Source organism: Paraburkholderia largidicola, from assembly GCF_013426895.1.
Lineage (GTDB): Bacteria > Pseudomonadota > Gammaproteobacteria > Burkholderiales > Burkholderiaceae > Paraburkholderia > Paraburkholderia largidicola.
Genome location: NZ_AP023176.1, coordinates 909,089 through 926,252, shown reverse-complemented (window position 1 = coordinate 926,252; position 17,164 = coordinate 909,089). Strand labels below are relative to the sequence as shown.

The following is a 17,164-nucleotide window of genomic DNA, read 5'->3' as shown; positions in this document are numbered from 1 at the left end:
CACCTACTTTTCTTTGCCGCCGCAAAGAAAAGTAGGCAAAAGAAAGCGGCTCACACCGCCAGTTCTTGTATTCGCCTGAGGGCCCCCGAAGGGTCTTACACTTCACACGGCAACGCCATGGTTCGCGTTCGTTGCCAACGTTCTCCCTGTACGCCTCACCCGCTTCATGCCCCCGCGTCGCGGCACACCGTGCCAGACAGTCCTCCGCCGCCCAGGTGGCAAACAGTGTGCAGGCTTTCGCGCCATACGCGCATCACTCCGGATTGGGTAGCAAGGCTGGTGTTTCTGGTAAGAGCACTGACCTGTGCGGTGCGACAACCTGCACACAGTTTGCCACCTGGGCGGCACATACCATTCGCTGACGCTTGCCGGAGTACGGGTATTCGAAGTGGGTGAGGCGATTGTTCGAGGCGTTGGCAACGAACATCGACCATGGCACTGCCGTTTGAAGCGTGGGGGCGTTGGGGGCCCGTGGATAAGAACACGGGCTGGCGGTGTGAGCCGCTTTCTTTTGCCTACTTTTCTTTGCGGCGGCAAAGAAAAGTAGGTGCCGCCCCGCACAGGGGCGACGCCTGAAGCACGCTAACAAAACGCGGATGCCAGCGAAAAGACAAGAACACCGAACGGCGGAACATGAAGCACGAAGCCGTGACGCGGACGCCACCGCAAAAGCAAAAGCAAAAACAAAAACAAAACCAAAACCAAAAGCAAAAACCAGAACCTTGCGCGCCACAGCGCCCTTGAGCGCGCCCCGCGCCAGCGTGTATAACCGTTAAACCAGCGATTCCCGCACCCATGCGGCACGCATAGGCACACCACGTGCGCAGCACAAACAAACCGCCCCTGCGCCTCCAACGGAGCTGCCCACGATGAACGCCAGCCAGGACCGACAGATCGACCACAGCGACACCAACGACACCGCCACGCAACTCCACCGCGAGCGCCTCGCAAACGCACGTTTGAGAAAACTCATTGACGCGCACTCCCGAATCGCCGCCGCGAAACTCGACCTCGACCGCTTTCTGTCGCTCGTCACCGACTCCCTTCTCGAACTCGTACCTGCCGCGCATGCCTCCGTGGTCGAATGGGTCGATGGCGACGAAATGGTGTATCGCGCGTGCAGCGGCACCATCGCGCATCACATCGGCCTGCGCCTCAAACGCCATGGCAGCCTGTCGGGACTGTGCTCGCTCGAAAAACACCTGCTCTACAGCAGCGACACATCGGACGATCCACGCGTCGATGCCGCCGCGTGCAAGCGCGTGGGCGCGACGTCGATGGTCGTCGCGCCGCTGCTCTATCAGTCCGAAGTGGCAGGCGTCGTGAAGCTGATGGCAAGCCGCACCGACGCATTTTCCGCCGATGACATCGAGACGCTCGAACGGATCACGTCGCTCGTCGCGTCAGGCATGGCGCATCAGCGCGTGTTTGCGGAGAACCGCGCGCTGATCGAACAGAACACGATTACGATCGCCCGGTTGCGCACCGAGATCAGCCTGCGCGAAGCGGCCGACAGCAAGCTCGAAGCATCGCTGCGCCGCCGTCGTCTGGTGCTCGACACGACGCACGACGCCTTCGTGTGCACCGACGCCGACGGTGTCATCATCGAATGGAATGACGCCGCGACCCGCACCTTCGGCTATGCGCGCGACGCGGTGATGGGACGCCCGATACTCGACGCGCTGTTCCCGGCGCGCTGCAAGGCGCGCTATGCCGAACTCGACGTTTTCAAAAGCGCGCCGCAACAGAACGCGGACACGCCCTTGCATCGAAGCCGCACGGAACTGATCGCGCGGCGCATCGACGGCAACGAGTTTCCCGCGGAACTGTCGGTATGTCCCGTGCAGTTCGACGGACATACCGAGCTTGCGTACTTCATTCGCGACGTTACCGAGCGCTTCAATGCGCGTGAACTTGACAAGCGCTTTCGCGTGCTGGTCGATGCGATCAAGGACTATGCGATCACGATGCTCGATTCGCACGGTCACATCATGACGTGGAGCGCAGGTTCGACGCAGGTCATGGGCTACACACAGCATGAAGTGATCGGCCGGCCGACGGCCCTTTTCTACACGCCCGAAGATGTCGCGGCGGGCCGGCCGCAGCGCGATCTCGAACTCGCCGCGCGCGAAGGCCGCGTCGAAATGGAAGAGTGGCGCGTGCGCAAGAACGGCACGATCTTCTGGGCGAACATCATCACGACGGCATTGCGTGATCCGAACGGCGCGCTGCAAGGCTTCGCGAAGATCACGCGCGATATGTCGCGGCGGCGGCGTCTCGAAGAACTCGAAGCGTCGAGCCAGCGCATGAGTCAGTTCCTCGCGCTGCTCGGACACGAACTGCGCAATCCGCTCGCGCCGTTGCGCAACGCCGTCAGCATGCTGCAACTGAAGACGGCCGATCATCAGGCGTTCGTCCCCGAGCATGAACTGATCGACCGGCAGTTGTCGCATCTGACGCGCCTCGTCGACGATCTGCTCGACGCCGGGCGCGTCACGCTGGGGCGCGTGCAGATCGAACCGAAGCCGGTGTCGATGCAGGCCATCGCACAACTGAGCATCGAAGGCAGCGCGCCATTGCTCGCGGCGCGCGAACAGACGCTCGATGTGGTGTTGCCCGACACGCCGATGTTTATCGAAGGCGATCTCACGCGAATGGTGCAGGTGGTGCAGAACCTGCTGAACAATGCATCGAAATTCAGTCCGGCGGGCGCGTCGATCAGCCTGCAGGTGTTCCGCTCGGGCCGCCTGCTCGCAATCCGCATTCACGACTCCGGGCGCGGCATCGATCCCGATGCGATCGACGCAATCTTTAATCTGTTCGTGCAGGAAACGCCGACGGAAGAACAGGCCGACAAGAGCGGTCTCGGCATCGGGTTGACGCTGGCGCGTGCGATCGTCGATCTGCATGGCGGGCATATCGACGCGCACAGCGAAGGTCGAGGCAAAGGCAGCGTGTTCACCGTGTGGCTGCCGGAATTCAGTCATGCTATCGACACTGAAGCCGTGCGAGAAGAAGAGCCTTCGCCCTCGCAGCCCGTCGATCTGAAAGTGATGGTGGTCGACGACAACATCGATTCCGCCGACAGCATGGCGACGCTCGTGCAGGTGCTCGGCCACGAAGCGCACGCGGTGTACGACGGCGCAGCCGCCATCGAGCTGGCGCACACGCTGCAGCCGCATCTCGTACTGCTCGACCTGTCGATGCCGAAGATGACGGGCTTCGAAGCGTTGCCGCATATCCGCAAGGCGCTCGCGGCGCCGGGCGCCGTCATCGCCGCGATGACGGGGCTCGGCACCAGTGAAGACCGTGCGAAAACGGAGGCGGCGGGCTTCGATCTGCACCTGACCAAGCCTGTCGATCTGCCGGAACTGGAGGGCGTGTTGCAGATCGCGGTCACGCATGTGCGCGACTGATGTGCACGACCCGCTGCACGCTTACCGATCCTTCCGGATACTCAAGAAGCGAATCCTGCGGACGTTAGCGAAGACAGCAACTTCATTCGAGGATCGAACGTGGATACAGTCAACCCTGAACTCATCGCGCGGCTCGTGCGGATCAATCCTGTCGTCATCGTCAATGGCGAGACGTCGCGCTCGCTGCGTTATCACGGCAAGCGCAACGTGCGCGCGCTAATGGGTTTTCTCGGCATGCATCGCGATATGCGCGCGCTCGTCTACAGTCACTCGGCGAGCGGCCGGCAGATGTGGCTCGACGTGCAGACGGGACGCGTGTCGCAGTTGCCCGTTTTGCTTCCGAACTGAGCGGCGCGCGACTTTCCGCCAGCCGTTCTGGTCGATACGCCGTTGCGTCGTAGTACGCGCGCGACGGCGCGTCACTGCCTCTGCCCTTGCTCCTTGCGGATGCCTGGTTACGCAGGGGTGAAGACGATGGCGCCCCGGTTTTCCGTTTGAGCGAACACTCTCGTAAAGCGATACGTCTGCCCGTCGATACTGACATTGTTGAGGCCCGACTGCGTGGCCTCCAGTATCGCGTCCGACAGTTCACGGTGAATGGTCCCGCAACTCGACCATTCTTCTTTGGGTGCGCTCACGTCACCGAGGTACAGCCTCGCGTCTTCGGCGCCCGTCCGCAGCATGATCAGGCTGAGCGCCTTGTCGAGCGCACGCTCGAGATATTCGGACAGCGTCGATAGTGCTTCCACGTCTGGTGGGAGTCTGGCGGAATTCGTAGTCATTTTTGCCCCAGTGCTTGAGCGTGGTTGCGCTTTTACAGCATACAGCCCTCATTCTCCCCCACACAACCCAACTTCGACAGGTCCGGCCGCACAGTTGCCGCACGAAACCCGCCGACGCGCCGGTCCGTCACGCTTCACGCGTATTGAAGAAAACGATTAACTGATTCAATACGGCCCGCTCCCTCCATAGAAACGACCACCGGCCGTATATCGCGGAAAACACGTACTAGCCAAGCAGCGATAAACCGCCTATTCTTGGAAAAACGTTTTCCCAATGTGACGGAAAAATGCCCGCGCCGCTGACCCAGCGCGACGCATCCCGCACCGGCGCTCGTCGCCGGCCATGAATAAAGACGCGGCGCGACGAGCGATGCCGCGAACGGAGACATACATGCAATCTGCCGTCGTCGGCGTCGTGCGCTCTGCCAGCCGCTTCCGCTGGACCGTCTGCGCGCTGCTTTTCTTCGCGACCGTCATCAACTACATGGACCGGCAGATTCTCGGTCTGCTCGCCCCGGTGCTCCAGCACGAAATCGGCTGGACGCAGGTGCAGTACGGCCGCATCGTGATCGCCTTCTCCGCGTTTTACGCAATCGGCCTGCTGGGCTTCGGGCGCGTCGTCGACTGGCTCGGCACGCGCATTTCCTACGCGGCCGCGATGCTGGTCTGGAGCATCGCCGCGATGCTGCACGCGGCCGTCGGCTCGGTGATGGGCTTCGCGATGGTGCGCGCCCTCCTCGGCATCGGTGAAGGCGGCAACTTCCCGTCGGCGATCAAGACTACGGCCGAATGGTTTCCGCGCCGCGAGCGCGCGCTCGCCACGGGCATCTTCAACTCGGGCGCGAATATCGGCGCGGTGTTCGCACCCGCGATCATTCCGCCCCTCGCCGTGCTGTACGGCTGGCGCGCGGCGTTCATCATCATCGGCGCGATCGGCATCGTGTGGCTGGCCGTGTGGCTCGTCGTCTACCGTCCCGCCGACCGTAGCGACCAGGAAGAAGCGTTCGACGATACGCGCGACGACGCCGACGCGCTCGACGCCCGCAACGTCAATGCGCCCGCTCCGGGCTGGGGCCAGCTGATCCGCAAGCGCGAGACGTGGGCGTTCCTGATCGGCAAGTTCCTGACCGATCCCGTCTGGTGGTTCTACCTGTTCTGGCTGCCGAAGTGGCTCAACGAGTCGCGCGGCATGGACATGCAGCACATCGGCTTGCCGCTCGTCGTCATCTACGCGATCACCACGGTCGGCAGCATCGGCGGCGGCTGGATCTCATCGACGCTGCTGCGCAAGGGCTGGAGCGTAAATGCCGCGCGCAAGACGGCGATGCTGATCTGCGCATGCTGCGTGCTGCCCATCGCGTTCGTGTCGCAGGTGGACAATCTGTGGGTCGCCGTCGGCATCGTCGGTCTTGCCGCGGCTGCGCACCAGGGCTGGTCGGCGAATCTGTTCACGACGGCATCCGATCTGTTCCCGCGCCGCGCGCTCGGCGCCGTGGTGGGCATCGGCGGGATGGCGGGCTCGATCGGCGGCGTGCTGTTCTCCGAAGTGATCGGCCAGGTGCTGCAACGCACGGGCCATTACTGGGTGCTGTTCGCGATCGGCGCACTCGCCTATCTCGTCGCGCTCGTCGTCATGCACCTGCTGACGCCGCGCATGACGCCCGCCAAGCTCGATGCGTAATCCGGCATGCCGCGCGGTATCGCGCGGCGCGCGTGCCAGTGCTGGACGCGCGAGTCTTTCTTCAGCCGCAAGCGGCCGTCGACTCGCGCACGATCAGGCGCGGCTCGAACATCGAATGCTCGGCCTCGGCGTGGCCCGCGAGTCCGTCGATCAGCTTCTGCATCGCCAGTTCGCCCATCTTCTCGCTTTGAATATCGACGGTCGTCAGCGCGGGCGCGGCGTACTCGCCATAGGGCACGTTGTCGATGCCCGTCACGGAAACATCGCGCGGCAGCTTGAAACCGAGCGACGCCGCCTCTTTCATGAAGCCGAGCGCGATCAGATCGTTGTAGCAGATCACCGCCTGCGGCCGCTGCGGCCCGAGCATCACGCGCGAGCAGGCCTGCTCGCCGGCCTGTGCAGTAGGCGCATGCGCGTCGTGCACGTCGAGCGTGAGGCCGGCTTCGTCGAGACACTCGCGCGCGCCGCGAATCCGCTCGTCGTTGATGCGGGCCTGGCCGAAGCCGAGATACGCGATATGCCGGTGCCCGAGGTTCAGCAGATGCCGCGCGAGCATGTACGTGGCAAGCCGGTTGTCGATACCGACGCTTGGAATCGGCAGGCCCGGACTGCGCCGCAGCAGCACGAGCGGCTTGTTGAGTTCGAGCATCCACTGCGATTCTTCGTCGGGCATCCGCGAGTTGACGATCAGACCGTCGACACGTTGCGCCAGCGCCTCGATCAGCGAACGCTCGCGCGCCTGGTTTTCTTCGGTGTCGACGAGCAGCAGCGTGTAGTCGTGCTGGAGCGCGACGCGGTTCGCGCCCTTGACGACGTTCGTGAAGTGCGGATTGCTGATGTCGAGGATCGCGAGCCCGATGGTGCGCGTGCGGCCGGTGATCATCGAGCGCGCAAGCGGGTTCGAGCGATAGCCGAGCCGTTCGATCGCTTCCTTGAGCCGCGCTTCGACGGCGGGAGAAAAACGCTGCGCGCCGTTGATGTACTTGGAAACGGTCGCGACCGACACACCCGCGTCGCCCGCGACATCGCGAATCGTTGGGGAAACTTTTTTCATCCGGAAGGTAACGTTTTCGTTTGCCGTAACCGGATTGTCGCAGAAAACACTGGCAGTGATGGCTGTTCGCTGGTCTCTCACGGCTTGATGAATATGGCAATTGACGCGCACTCGCCGTCGCCTTTATAGTTGGAAAACGTTTTCCTTATTTCTGGTTATTTCGAAGGATTAGCAATGAACGAGACATCTGCTGGGTCGCGCAAGCCGTTCCGCCGCCTGCTGCTGACGGGCGCGGGCGGCAATCTGGGCCGCCAGCTGCGCGACGCGCTGGCCGGCTGGGCCGACATCGTGCGCGTGAGCGACATCGTCCCGGTGAGCGCCGCGGCGGCGCATGAGGAAGCGAGCGTCGTCGATCTGGCGGACCGCGACGCCGTGATGCGCATGGTCGAAGGCGTCGATGCGATCGTGCATCTGGGCGGCATCTCGATCGACGCGCCGTTCGACGATCTGATCGAAGCGAACATCCGCGGCACCTACAACCTGTACGAAGCCGCGCGCAGGCATGGCGTGAAGCGCGTGGTGTTCGCCAGCTCGAATCATGCGATCGGTTTTCATCCCGTCACGGAAGTGCTCGACGCCGACTCGCCGCAACGACCCGACAGCCTGTACGGCGTGACGAAGTGCTTCGGCGAATCGCTGTCGCGCTACTACTTCGACCGCTTCGGCATCGAGACCGTGTGCCTGCGTATCGGCTCGTCGTTCGAGGAGCCGAAGAATCCGCGCATGCTCGTCACGTACCTGAGCTATCGCGACTTCATCGAACTGGTGCGCTGTTCGCTGTTCACGAACCGTGTCGGCCATGCCGTCGTGTATGGCGCGTCGGACAACCCCATCAAGTGGTGGGATAACACGAAGGCGAATTTCCTCGGCTTCCGTCCGCGCGACAGCTCCACGCAGTTCTCGGACCGCTTCCCCGTTACGTCGCCGACGGCCGAATACGACGACCCGGCGCAACGCTTCCAGGGTGGCGCATTCGTGCTCGGCGAACCCATGGAGCGCAGCGCTTAAGCAGTCGCTTCACGCCGCATAGCACGGCAAAAGCGGCAAAAAAACACTCGATATCACGCGCGATGCAGCCCCATTGCCTGCATCGCGCGTCACGCCAACGCATTCGTTGGCGAATTTTTTTTCGCAGGCGCAATGAATTGCCGCTGCAGTTTCGCAACGTGTACCATGTGACCTAGGGCAAAACCCTTGGAGATGATCATGGACAGGCATGCAGTACATTACCGGCGCCACGTCATCATCCCACTTGCGTCCGTGGGCACTCGCGGATACGCGGCCAGCGTGTTCGTCACCGGCCCGAGCGGACGGCGTAAAGCCTTTGGCATCCTCGGCTACTTTTCTTCCGAGGAAGAGGCGATCGAGTACGCGACGTCGTGCGCAAAAGCCCGCATCGAAGGCAATCGGATGCCGGGTTTGCCGCGCAAGCTCAGTGCTGTCCGGCACTGGTTTCTGCGTCATGGCATGCGCCGTCAACAGGGACTGTACGCACCGAATCCCTGGGAATGATCAGACGTTAGTTGTGCAATCGACGCGCCGTTCCTGGCGCGCGTCCTCGACACGCAAACTAAACCGAAGCGTTCGATAATCGGAGAAGCTTCGACTCGCCGCGTTCCATGCGCATGGCGACGATCGTCCCTTTGGGGAAGCACGATTCTCTGGTTATTGCTCGCCTGTTTCCACTCGTCAGGCGTGCCAATTGCTGGCATTTGTCTGATTAATGCCGCGGGCCGTCGTTTATCATGGCCGGCTCGCGACGATTGAACGACCCGTCAGTAAGTATGATGACCACCCGAAAGATTTTGATGATTCTCGCCGGGCTCGTGCTCGGCGCGGCGTTGACCACGTACCTGATGCTGCTTCAGGCCGACCGCCGTGCAACGGCCGAAGCCAGGGCAGGCATGGATGAACCCGTGCGCCCTGCCGCTGTCGATACGCGCGTCAACGAAAGCCATATGACGGAAGGCAGCATCGGCCCGTCGTCGACGCCGCGCGCGACCACGCAGAGCGCCGCCGTCGCGCCGCAGCCGGTGGTGCCTGCGCCCGTCCCTGCTCCGGCTCCGGCTCCCGTTGCTGCAGCTGCACCGACGAAACCTGCGCCGGCGCCTGCGCCCAGCCCTGCCGTCACGCAAAGCGCGGGGCAAGCGAAGCCGGCGCCGTCGACGGCCGTCGCATCCGTGAACGTGCAGGATGCGGGCGCGCCGAAAGTCGTGCCGGCACCAGCACCCCGCACGCAACGCGGACGCGAAAACCTCGACCGTCGGGCAGCAGCGAATCAGGGCACGACGCCGGAAACGGATGAACTCGTCCGGGAATCGGCGAAGCTCGATCCTTCGTTGCCGCCGCCAACGTCGATGCCGGCGCAGACGCCTTCGACGGCCAGCACGGACCCGCGCAGCGCGTCTCGCGGCGCGTATCAAACGGGCGCCGCGCAAACCGACCAGTTGGTGCGCGATTCGGCGAAGGTCGATCCTTCGCTGCCGCCGCCGAACATGTCCGCCGTTCGCGCCGCGACCGAACAGCAGCAACGCGCGATGAAACCCGGCGCGGGTTCGAACCCCGTTGCCGCCGCGGCGACGGACCAACTGGTTCGCGATTCGGCGAAACTCGACCCTTCGCTGCCGCCGCCGAAATAACGCGCATTCCACAACGCGAAGCACAACAGCGCCGCTGCTCTCGCAGCGGCGCTGTTGTTTTCACTTTCGTCCGATCAATAGCGGCTTAGACGGGAAAATCGGTGGACGCTGCCAACGTCTTCCACGCTTGCGTTTCCGTCGTCACGTATTCGTTCTTCTCCGCGATCGCCTTCAACGTGTCGGTGCCGAGCGGCAAACGCAGCGGCGGCGTTTGCGCATCGACGAGCGTCACGAGCGCCGTCGCCAGCTTCTGCGGATCGCCAGGCTGATTGTGGTTCATGCCGACCGCGAAGCGGCGCACGTTGCCCGACGTCTCATCGTAGTCGTCGATGATGTCCTTGCCGACGAGCAGCGACGACCCATCCAGAAAGTCCGTGCGGAAGTAGCCCGGCTCGACCACAGTTGCGTGAATGCCGAGCGGCTTCAACTCCGCATGCAGCGCTTCCGTGATGCCTTCGACAGCGAACTTCGTCGAGCAATACACGCCAAAACCCGCGCCCGAGCGATACCCGCCGATCGACGACATGTTGATCACATGCCCCGAGCGCTGCTTGCGCATGACGGGCAGCACGGCGCGCGTCACATTCAGCAGACCAAATACGTTGGTGTCGTACATGCGACGCACGTCGGCGTCGCTCGATTCCTCGACGGCTGCCAGCAGGCCGAAGCCGGCATTGTTGATCAGCACGTCGATTCGGCCGAACTTCTCGATGGCGGCCTCGACAGCCGCTTTCGCCTGCGCTTCGCTGGTCACGTCGAGCGCGACAGGCAGTAAGGCCGGCGACTCGCCGAGCCGCTCGACAATCGCCGCGGCATTGCGGCCCGCCGCGACGACGGCATTGCCGTCCGCCAGCGCCGCTTCGGCCATCAGCGCGCCCAGACCGCGCGAAGCGCCCGTGATGAACCAGACGCGCTTGAACTGTTGTTGGGTGGCGTTGCTCATGTTCCTGCTCCTACGTTCGTGGTGAAAGTGAACGAAGAATAGGACGTCCGATTCGCACAAACTAGCCATCAATTGCTAGACTGATAATCAACTTTTATTTGCTAATCGGGAACCGCCGATGAACGAGGTCCGCGCCATTTCGATCTTTGTCCGCGCCGCCACGGTCGGGAGCCTGCGCAAGGCGGCCGTCGATCAGGGGATCTCGCCTCAGGCGGCCAGTCACGCCGTGATGCAGCTGGAAAAGTCGCTGGGCGTGCGGCTGTTTCATCGGACCACGCGCAAGCTGAGCCTGACGGAGGAAGGACAGCGGCTGCTGCACAGCGTCGAACCGGCGCTCGCGACACTGTCGTCGGCGATCGACGACGCGCGCCGTACGAAAGACGAAGTCGCGGGCCCGCTGCGCGTGAGCGCGCCGATGGCGCTGGGCCGCGCGGTGCTATGGCCGTCCGTCCTCGAATTCGCCGCGCTCTACCCTGATGTGCAACTGGACGTGCGCTTCGACGATCACTTCACCGATCTCGTCAGCGATCGCGCCGACGTCGGTTTTCGCGGCGGCTCGCCGCCTTCGGGCGGCACGATTGCGCGGCGGCTGCTGCCGATTCAATTGATCGTGTGCGCGTCGCCGGCGTATATCGAGCGACATGGCCAGCCTTCGACGGTCGATGCACTCGACGCGCATCGCTGCACGGGATACCGGCGCGCGAACACCGGCAAGCAGGCGCCGTGGGAATTTCTGATCGGCAATGAAATCGTCTATCGCGACGTGGCCGCGTCGTTGTGCGCGAACGATATCGACGCAGAGACGGACGCGGTGCTGGCGGGTCTCGCAATCGGCCAGCTGGGCAGCTTCTCGGCCGTCTCGCACATCCGCAGCAAACGGCTCGTGCCCTTGCTCGCGCAGCACGTCACGCAGCGCGAATCGATCTACATCTACTACCGGCATCGCACCGAACAGCCGCTGCGCGTGAGGACGTTCATCGACTTCATGATCGGGCGGCTCGCGGATAACAAGGCCTACTTTCTCGAGCCGGCGGAATTGCGCGCCTGACGCTTGATAGTCGGGCGCAAAACAGACGCGCGCCCGTCCGCATGATGCGGACAGGCGCGCGCCGTCAACCGGAAACCACGTTTATTCCGTCTTGTTACGCGGCTTCAGCTTGCCCTGATAACGCAGCGTCGGACGAACCGTTTCTGCCTGCGGCGTCACCAGCACCTGACGGCGAGCCATCGCGCTGACCGGCGGCGTGATCGAGCCGATCGTCGTGGCGCGCGAAGGGTCGGCGAGGCCCGAATTCACGAGCATCTTCGCTTCCATCTGCAGGTTGGTCAGCAACACGGGATCGGTCAACGCGCTGCTCTGCGCGAGCAACTGGCTCCACGCGTTGTCGCCGTAGTTCGTCACGTAGTAATCGAGCCCGCTCGGGTCCGCGACGACAGCCGAGCAACCGTTGACCCGCACCTGCATCTGCGTGTCCTTCAGCGCCACCGTCTTGCGACGCGCCAAACCTTCACCGTAAGCGAGCGTCAACGGCACCGTCCACTGAATGCCCGGATACAGGTTCTGGTTCGGATACGGCGACTGCTTGAGCGTGACGACCGTCTGATTGCTCGTCAGATCGCACTGCGTATCGAGCGATACCAATGGCACGCCCGTTTGCCGCACGAAGCTGTCGCCGATCGCCACCATCGGCTCGCCGCTGACCTTTGCGAGTTCGTCCCACAGGCGCTTCGGCGTCGAGTTGCCGAGCGAGTAGTCGGCCAGATACGACTGCAGGCCCCTGCGCATCACGCCATCGCCGAGATAGTTCTCGAGCATCTTCAGCACGATGCCGCCCTTGTCGTACGTGAACGGGCTGGCGCTCAACACGAAGTCGTTCGATGCCCAGTCGTTGAAGTTCGGCTGCACGGGGAACGACGTGTTGCGCAGATCGCGCGACATCACCGCGTACTTGGTCCTCACCTCGTCGACCCAGCTGAAACGATCGGGGAAGAACAGAATCTTCGTCTTGTTCTCGAAGTACGTCGCGAACGATTCGTTCATCCACACGTCGTCCCACCAGTCGAGCGTCACGAGATCGCCGAACCACTGATGCGCGGCTTCGTGCGTCAGCACCGTCACGCCGTAGTCGGACATCGGCGTGCCGGGCGGCGGAAGAATGTCGTCGGCGAATTCGAGAATGGCGCCCCAGTTTTCCATCCCGCCGAAGTTCAGATCCTTCTGCTCCTTGAACGCATCGTTCGCGGCGATCGTGTCGAACTTGGTCAGCGGCAGCGGGATGCCCGTATAGCGGTAGTAGTAGTCGAGCGCCTGCTTGGTCTGCTGCATCGCAGGCACGGCCCAGTCGCGCATGCCGGGCGGCGTGAAGATCCGCAGATGCAGATTCTTGCCGTCCTTCAGCGGGCTGACGAAGTCGTCTTCGAGCGTATCGAACATGCCGCCGCCGAAGAACAGCAGGTATTGCGGCATCGGCGGTGTCTTGTCGAAGGACACGCGCTTGTAGCCGCTATCCACATTGACGGACGGCTGCTCCGCCGCATTCGAGACGACGCGCCAGTTCTGCGGCACTTCCGCCGATACCTCGTACGTCATGCGGAAAGCCGGTTCGTCCCAGCCTGGGAACCATTGGCGTGCGAGGTTGGTTTCGCCTTGCGTGAGGATCGCGCCGCTCGTCGTGCCGTCCGTCGACTTCAGATCGACGCGGAACACGCCCTCCGCCGCGGAGCAGCCCGGATACGGATCGTCGCCGCAACTGCCGCCCGTTTTCGTGGCGGGATCGTCGTAGGTCTTGAAGTTGATGATGCCCGACCACTCCATATGCAGCGAGTAGTTGCCGGGATGAATCTGGCCGCTGACGGGCCGGAGCTGATAGAAGTCGCCGTCGTCCTGCGGCGTCGCGATCAGCTGGATGTTGCCGGGCTGCAGCGTCGTCTTGCCGTTGACGAACTTGATGCGATGGCCTGCGATGACGATCTGGTTGATGTTCTTCGTCACCTGGATTTCGACGTCGGCGCGGCCGTCGAACGCATTCAGATCCGGGTTCGGCCGGAACCACAGCTTGTAGTTGATCGGTTTCACGGTGTCGGGCAGCTCCACGGGCGGCACCGTCTTGTTGATCGACTTGTCGGCGACAATCGGCGACTCCGGCGCCGCGAGCGCGGGTTGCGACGCCGGTGCCGTCGCGCCCACCTGGGCGGACTTGCTCGAAGCCAGACCGCCATCGTCTCCACCACCACATGCACTCAACGCCAGTGTCGCAGCCAGCAACAGGCACTGCGCCTTTAACCGAAAATATGGTCGCATGGTTCGTCCTTATCGGATAAAGCAGCTCTGGAAATGTGTGGTTATGCGTCTCTTTTTATTATTAAAAATCGCGAAAAAGGTCTCCCCCACGCGCTTTAAGGCGAATGAAAGAATTGCAATAAACAGACGAAAACAGGCCTCAGCCCAATTCGCTGATATTTACACTTTTAAAACGTGAACTTGAGAAAAAATTACGGCATGACAACGACGCGCGGCGGACGCCACGCGCACAGACTCGCAGGGCCGACCACGCGCGCGATAATAATTTCATGCGCCCGTTTTGAATGACTGTCAGCTTACGATGGACGGTAGATTAGTTGGCCAAACGTCAGCGTGTCAACGTCCATTACAAAATATTTCTCGAATATTCCCACTATGCATGATGAATAAAATCGATTTGGAACTAATTTTTGTATTGGCATTTATTTCGCATAAACTGGCATACGGGTTTTCCATAAAAGACATAAGTTTATTCTCGCCTTATTTGCTGAATCGATAATCCGGCTAAATAGCCATTAAAGAAATGCATTTCAACCCATGACATGCAAGTCAATTGATCAGGAATGCGATTCGAATGGACAATGTGTGCCGCTAATTCCACGCGCCGTCTGCGAATGGCTCGCATGCTATATTTATCCGACGATTTCAACCTCGTTCCTGCGACCCGGCATTGCCATCGGACCACGACGTGAACAGGTTTCCCTCTTTCCGCCAAGGTGCTGTCGTGGGGCGCGGCGTCACCCCGATGCTCGCGCTCGTCGTCGCGGTGCTGTGTGGAGCGTGCGTGCTCGCCACCGCTGCGTTGTGGGCGCGTCACGAAGATCAGGCCGCCATTCGCGAACGCGAAAGCCTGATCGCCGGCGACATGGTCGAATCCATCGACCGCATTCTCGACAACGTCACGTCGCGCCGCCAACAGGAACTGTCGATACTGCCTGGACAGCCCTGCTCGACCGTCGAGCTTCGCCTCTCCGAACTGGAGACCTACGTTCAGTACGTGCGCAGCGTCAACCTCGTCGAGAACCAGCGGCTGTATTGCTCGTCAGCAATGGGACGTATCGACGTTCCGCTTTCCGACTATCTGTCGCCCGCGCCTGACGGCAGCACGCTCGATCTGATCGAAGGCACACCGTATCAGCCGCAGTCGCCCGTGATGCCCCTGTATGTTCCGACGGGCAAGAACACCGGGCTGCTCTACATCATCGAGTCCACCTATCTCGCGGACACGCTTGCGCATGGCGTGCGCTACGAAGCGGGACAGGTGGTGCTCGTCGTGTCGAATGCGCGAGCGTTGAACGACCGTGGCGAGTTGATTTCCGCCGACAGCGCCGCCGCATTGCACGGTACGCGCGCCGCGTCGCCACGCTGGACGTTCTCGATCGTCGTGGTGGCGGCGCCGACGTTCGTCGTGCAAACGCACTGGAAATACGGCTTGCTCGCAGGCGCCGCGGCCATTCTCGTGAATCTGCTGATCGGCGCTGGATACCTGATCGTCTTTGCGCCGCGCCGGTTGCTGCTTTCAGCCGTACGCCGCGCGCTCAGGCATGGGCAATTGCATATCGCGTATCAACCCGTGGTCGAGATCGCCACGCGCCGCATGACGGGCGTCGAGGCGCTGATACGCTGGACGCATCCGAGATGGGGCCCCGTGAGCCCCAGCGCGTTCATGACGGAAGTGGAAAGCAGCAGCCTGCTGGCGAGCGTCACGCGCTTTGCGCTGCAACGCGCGACCGACGACATCGTGCAAAAGACGGACATTCGCCCATTGCGTATCGCCGTCAACGTCGCGCCGATGGATCTGGAGCGCAAGGATTTCGTCGCGGACGTGCTGGCCGCAAACGACAAGCTTCCCGACGACATCACGCTCGTGCTCGAAGTCACCGAACGCTTTCTCTTGCAGAAGCATCCGCGCATCGAGGCGATCTTCAATAGCCTGAAGGCGCACGGCGTTCAATTTGCGATCGACGATTTCGGCACGCAACACAGCAACCTCGATCTGCTCGGCCGCTTTCCGTTCGACTACGTGAAAATCGACGGCCAGTTCGTGCGACAAGTCGACCGGCAAGGCCGCGAACTGATACGCGCGATTGCCGCCGTCTCGAAGCACTATGGGATGGAGGTCGTTGCCGAAGGCGTCGAAACGGAATCGCAGCACGAAGCGCTGCGCAGTCTGGGCGTCCCGTTCGGTCAAGGCTATTTCTACCAGCGCCCCGTGACCGTCTCGCAACTCTTCGTGGATACCCACGCGAACCCGCTCACGACGAAAACACGCGTCACGCCTTGAGCACTTCAGACGTAACGCGTGCGCTGCGCACTCACAGCCCGAGATCGCTCAAGCTGGGGTGATCGTCGGGACGACGGCCCAGGGGCCAATGGAACTTGCGCTCCGACTCTTTGATCGGCAAGTCGTTGATGCAGGCAAAGCGGCGCTGCATCAGACCGTCTTCGCCGAACTCCCAGTTCTCGTTGCCGTACGAACGGAACCAGTTGCCCGCGTCGTCGCGCCATTCATACGCGTAGCGCACCGCGATCCGGTTGCCGCCGAACGCCCACAACTCCTTGATCAGACGATACTCGAACTCCTTGCGCCATTTGCGCTCGAGGAAAGCCTGCGCCTCCGCACGGTTGTTCGCGAACTCCGCGCGGTTGCGCCACTTCGTATCGAGCGAATAGGCCAGCGCGACCTTTGCCGCATCGCGCGAATTCCAGCCGTCTTCCGCGAGGCGCACTTTCTCTTTGGCCGTTTCCAGCGTGAAAGGAGGCAGCGGCGGACGTATTTCCTGTTGTTGCGAAGACATGTCGACTCTCCTTCTACAAGGTCTGTTGCTGTGCTTTTATTCGTGCGTGCAGATTCCGCGGATCAGAACGGCTTGGTCGGCAGGTACTTGCCGTTGAGCGTGATGATTGCGCGCTCGCCGCCTTCGGGGTCGGCCACTTTCTGGATATCGAGCTTGAAGTTGATCGCGCTGATGATGCCGTCGCCGAACTGCTCGTGAACCAGCGCCTTCAACGTCGTGCCGTACACCTGCACCATTTCGTAGAAGCGGTAGATGGTCGGATCGGTCGGCACGCCTCCGGGAATGCTGCCACGCACGGGAATGGTCTGCAGCAGACGGACCGCGTCGTCGTCGAGCCCGAGACGTTCGGCCACCAGTTTTGCAGCCTTCTCCGGCAGTGCATGCTGGCCGAGCAGCGCAGCCGTCGTGAACGCGACGCTCAGGCCCGTGCCTTCGTTGATCGCTTCGAACGTCAGGTTCTTGCGCGTCTTGGCGTCGATGATGATTTCGGTCAGGGCTTCGCGTGCGTGCGGCGTGGTTTGCGATTGGGTCATGGTGTTGCTCCTTGGAT

At 62.2% G+C, this 17,164-nt stretch carries 14 protein-coding genes; 8 read left to right on the top strand and 6 right to left on the bottom strand.

The features are described 5' to 3' along the window. Positions 1 to 869: 869 nt before the first annotated feature. On the top strand, positions 870 to 3,416 hold the full coding sequence (locus tag PPGU16_RS32870; protein WP_180726874.1) for a PAS domain S-box protein: 2,547 nt from the start codon (positions 870 to 872) through the stop codon (positions 3,414 to 3,416). A gap of 99 nt (positions 3,417 to 3,515) precedes the next feature. Beyond that, positions 3,516 to 3,764, top strand: a complete 249-nt coding sequence (locus tag PPGU16_RS32865) for a hypothetical protein (protein ID WP_131242184.1) — start codon at positions 3,516 to 3,518, stop codon at positions 3,762 to 3,764. 107 nt (positions 3,765 to 3,871) lie between these two features. Here PPGU16_RS32865 and PPGU16_RS32860 read toward each other — a convergent pair whose 3' ends face one another. After that, entirely contained in the window at positions 3,872 to 4,198 is a 327-nt protein-coding gene (locus PPGU16_RS32860; RefSeq protein WP_180726873.1) for a hypothetical protein, read from the bottom strand. A gap of 391 nt (positions 4,199 to 4,589) precedes the next feature. Here PPGU16_RS32860 and PPGU16_RS32855 point away from each other — a divergent pair, with 391 nt between their 5' ends. Beyond that, complete coding sequence (locus PPGU16_RS32855) at positions 4,590 to 5,879, top strand: MFS transporter (protein ID WP_180726872.1); 1,290 nt, start codon at positions 4,590 to 4,592, stop codon at positions 5,877 to 5,879. A gap of 61 nt (positions 5,880 to 5,940) precedes the next feature. Here PPGU16_RS32855 and PPGU16_RS32850 read toward each other — a convergent pair whose 3' ends face one another. Beyond that, entirely contained in the window at positions 5,941 to 6,933 is a 993-nt protein-coding gene (locus PPGU16_RS32850) for a LacI family DNA-binding transcriptional regulator (RefSeq protein WP_224028395.1), read from the bottom strand. 174 nt (positions 6,934 to 7,107) lie between these two features. On the opposite strand from PPGU16_RS32850, the gene PPGU16_RS32845 reads away from it, so the two are divergent. The 3 genes from PPGU16_RS32845 to PPGU16_RS32835 all read left to right on the top strand — a co-directional run bounded on the left by PPGU16_RS32845 (position 7,108) and on the right by PPGU16_RS32835 (position 9,572). Further along, on the top strand, positions 7,108 to 7,941 hold the full coding sequence (locus PPGU16_RS32845) for an NAD-dependent epimerase/dehydratase family protein (RefSeq protein WP_180726871.1): 834 nt from the start codon (positions 7,108 to 7,110) through the stop codon (positions 7,939 to 7,941). Positions 7,942 to 8,139: 198 nt separating this feature from the next. After that, positions 8,140 to 8,445 (top strand): hypothetical protein, encoded by a 306-nt coding sequence (locus tag PPGU16_RS32840; protein WP_180726870.1) that lies wholly within the window; start codon positions 8,140 to 8,142, stop codon positions 8,443 to 8,445. A 272-nt stretch (positions 8,446 to 8,717) separates the two neighbouring features. Beyond that, complete coding sequence (locus PPGU16_RS32835; protein ID WP_180726869.1) at positions 8,718 to 9,572, top strand: hypothetical protein; 855 nt, start codon at positions 8,718 to 8,720, stop codon at positions 9,570 to 9,572. A gap of 85 nt (positions 9,573 to 9,657) precedes the next feature. Here PPGU16_RS32835 and PPGU16_RS32830 read toward each other — a convergent pair whose 3' ends face one another. After that, on the bottom strand, positions 9,658 to 10,515 hold the full coding sequence (locus tag PPGU16_RS32830; RefSeq protein WP_180726868.1) for an oxidoreductase: 858 nt from the start codon (positions 10,513 to 10,515) through the stop codon (positions 9,658 to 9,660). 118 nt (positions 10,516 to 10,633) lie between these two features. On the opposite strand from PPGU16_RS32830, the gene PPGU16_RS32825 reads away from it, so the two are divergent. Then, positions 10,634 to 11,563, top strand: coding sequence for a LysR family transcriptional regulator (locus PPGU16_RS32825; protein ID WP_180726867.1), 930 nt, complete (start codon positions 10,634 to 10,636; stop codon positions 11,561 to 11,563). Between the two features lie 81 nt (positions 11,564 to 11,644). Here the strand turns inward: PPGU16_RS32825 and PPGU16_RS32820 are convergent, their stop codons facing one another. Next, on the bottom strand, positions 11,645 to 13,816 hold the full coding sequence (locus PPGU16_RS32820; RefSeq protein ID WP_180726866.1) for a M1 family metallopeptidase: 2,172 nt from the start codon (positions 13,814 to 13,816) through the stop codon (positions 11,645 to 11,647). Positions 13,817 to 14,504: 688 nt separating this feature from the next. On the opposite strand from PPGU16_RS32820, the gene PPGU16_RS32815 reads away from it, so the two are divergent. Next, entirely contained in the window at positions 14,505 to 16,100 is a 1,596-nt protein-coding gene (locus PPGU16_RS32815) for an EAL domain-containing protein (RefSeq protein ID WP_243460755.1), read from the top strand. A 31-nt stretch (positions 16,101 to 16,131) separates the two neighbouring features. Here the strand turns inward: PPGU16_RS32815 and PPGU16_RS32810 are convergent, their stop codons facing one another. Beyond that, complete coding sequence (locus tag PPGU16_RS32810) at positions 16,132 to 16,614, bottom strand: nuclear transport factor 2 family protein (RefSeq protein WP_180726865.1); 483 nt, start codon at positions 16,612 to 16,614, stop codon at positions 16,132 to 16,134. Positions 16,615 to 16,676: 62 nt separating this feature from the next. Next, entirely contained in the window at positions 16,677 to 17,147 is a 471-nt protein-coding gene (gene cynS / locus PPGU16_RS32805; RefSeq protein WP_180726864.1) for a cyanase, read from the bottom strand. Between the last annotated feature and the right edge of the window lie 17 nt (positions 17,148 to 17,164).

Excerpts from the sequence above, each read along its gene's own strand:
- PPGU16_RS32870 (WP_180726874.1), top strand. The coding sequence starts at position 870 with ATGAACGCCAGCCAGGACCGACAGATCGACCACAGCGACACCAACGAC.
- PPGU16_RS32860 (WP_180726873.1), bottom strand. The coding sequence starts at position 4,198 with ATGACTACGAATTCCGCCAGACTCCCACCAGACGTGGAAGCACTATCG.
- PPGU16_RS32855 (WP_180726872.1), top strand. The coding sequence starts at position 4,590 with ATGCAATCTGCCGTCGTCGGCGTCGTGCGCTCTGCCAGCCGCTTCCGC.
- PPGU16_RS32850 (WP_224028395.1), bottom strand. The coding sequence starts at position 6,933 with ATGAAAAAAGTTTCCCCAACGATTCGCGATGTCGCGGGCGACGCGGGT.
- PPGU16_RS32845 (WP_180726871.1), top strand. The coding sequence starts at position 7,108 with ATGAACGAGACATCTGCTGGGTCGCGCAAGCCGTTCCGCCGCCTGCTG.
- PPGU16_RS32840 (WP_180726870.1), top strand. The coding sequence starts at position 8,140 with ATGGACAGGCATGCAGTACATTACCGGCGCCACGTCATCATCCCACTT.
- PPGU16_RS32835 (WP_180726869.1), top strand. The coding sequence starts at position 8,718 with ATGATGACCACCCGAAAGATTTTGATGATTCTCGCCGGGCTCGTGCTC.
- PPGU16_RS32830 (WP_180726868.1), bottom strand. The coding sequence starts at position 10,515 with ATGAGCAACGCCACCCAACAACAGTTCAAGCGCGTCTGGTTCATCACG.
- PPGU16_RS32825 (WP_180726867.1), top strand. The coding sequence starts at position 10,634 with ATGAACGAGGTCCGCGCCATTTCGATCTTTGTCCGCGCCGCCACGGTC.
- PPGU16_RS32820 (WP_180726866.1), bottom strand. The coding sequence starts at position 13,816 with ATGCGACCATATTTTCGGTTAAAGGCGCAGTGCCTGTTGCTGGCTGCG.
- PPGU16_RS32810 (WP_180726865.1), bottom strand. The coding sequence starts at position 16,614 with ATGTCTTCGCAACAACAGGAAATACGTCCGCCGCTGCCTCCTTTCACG.
- cynS (WP_180726864.1), bottom strand. The coding sequence starts at position 17,147 with ATGACCCAATCGCAAACCACGCCGCACGCACGCGAAGCCCTGACCGAA.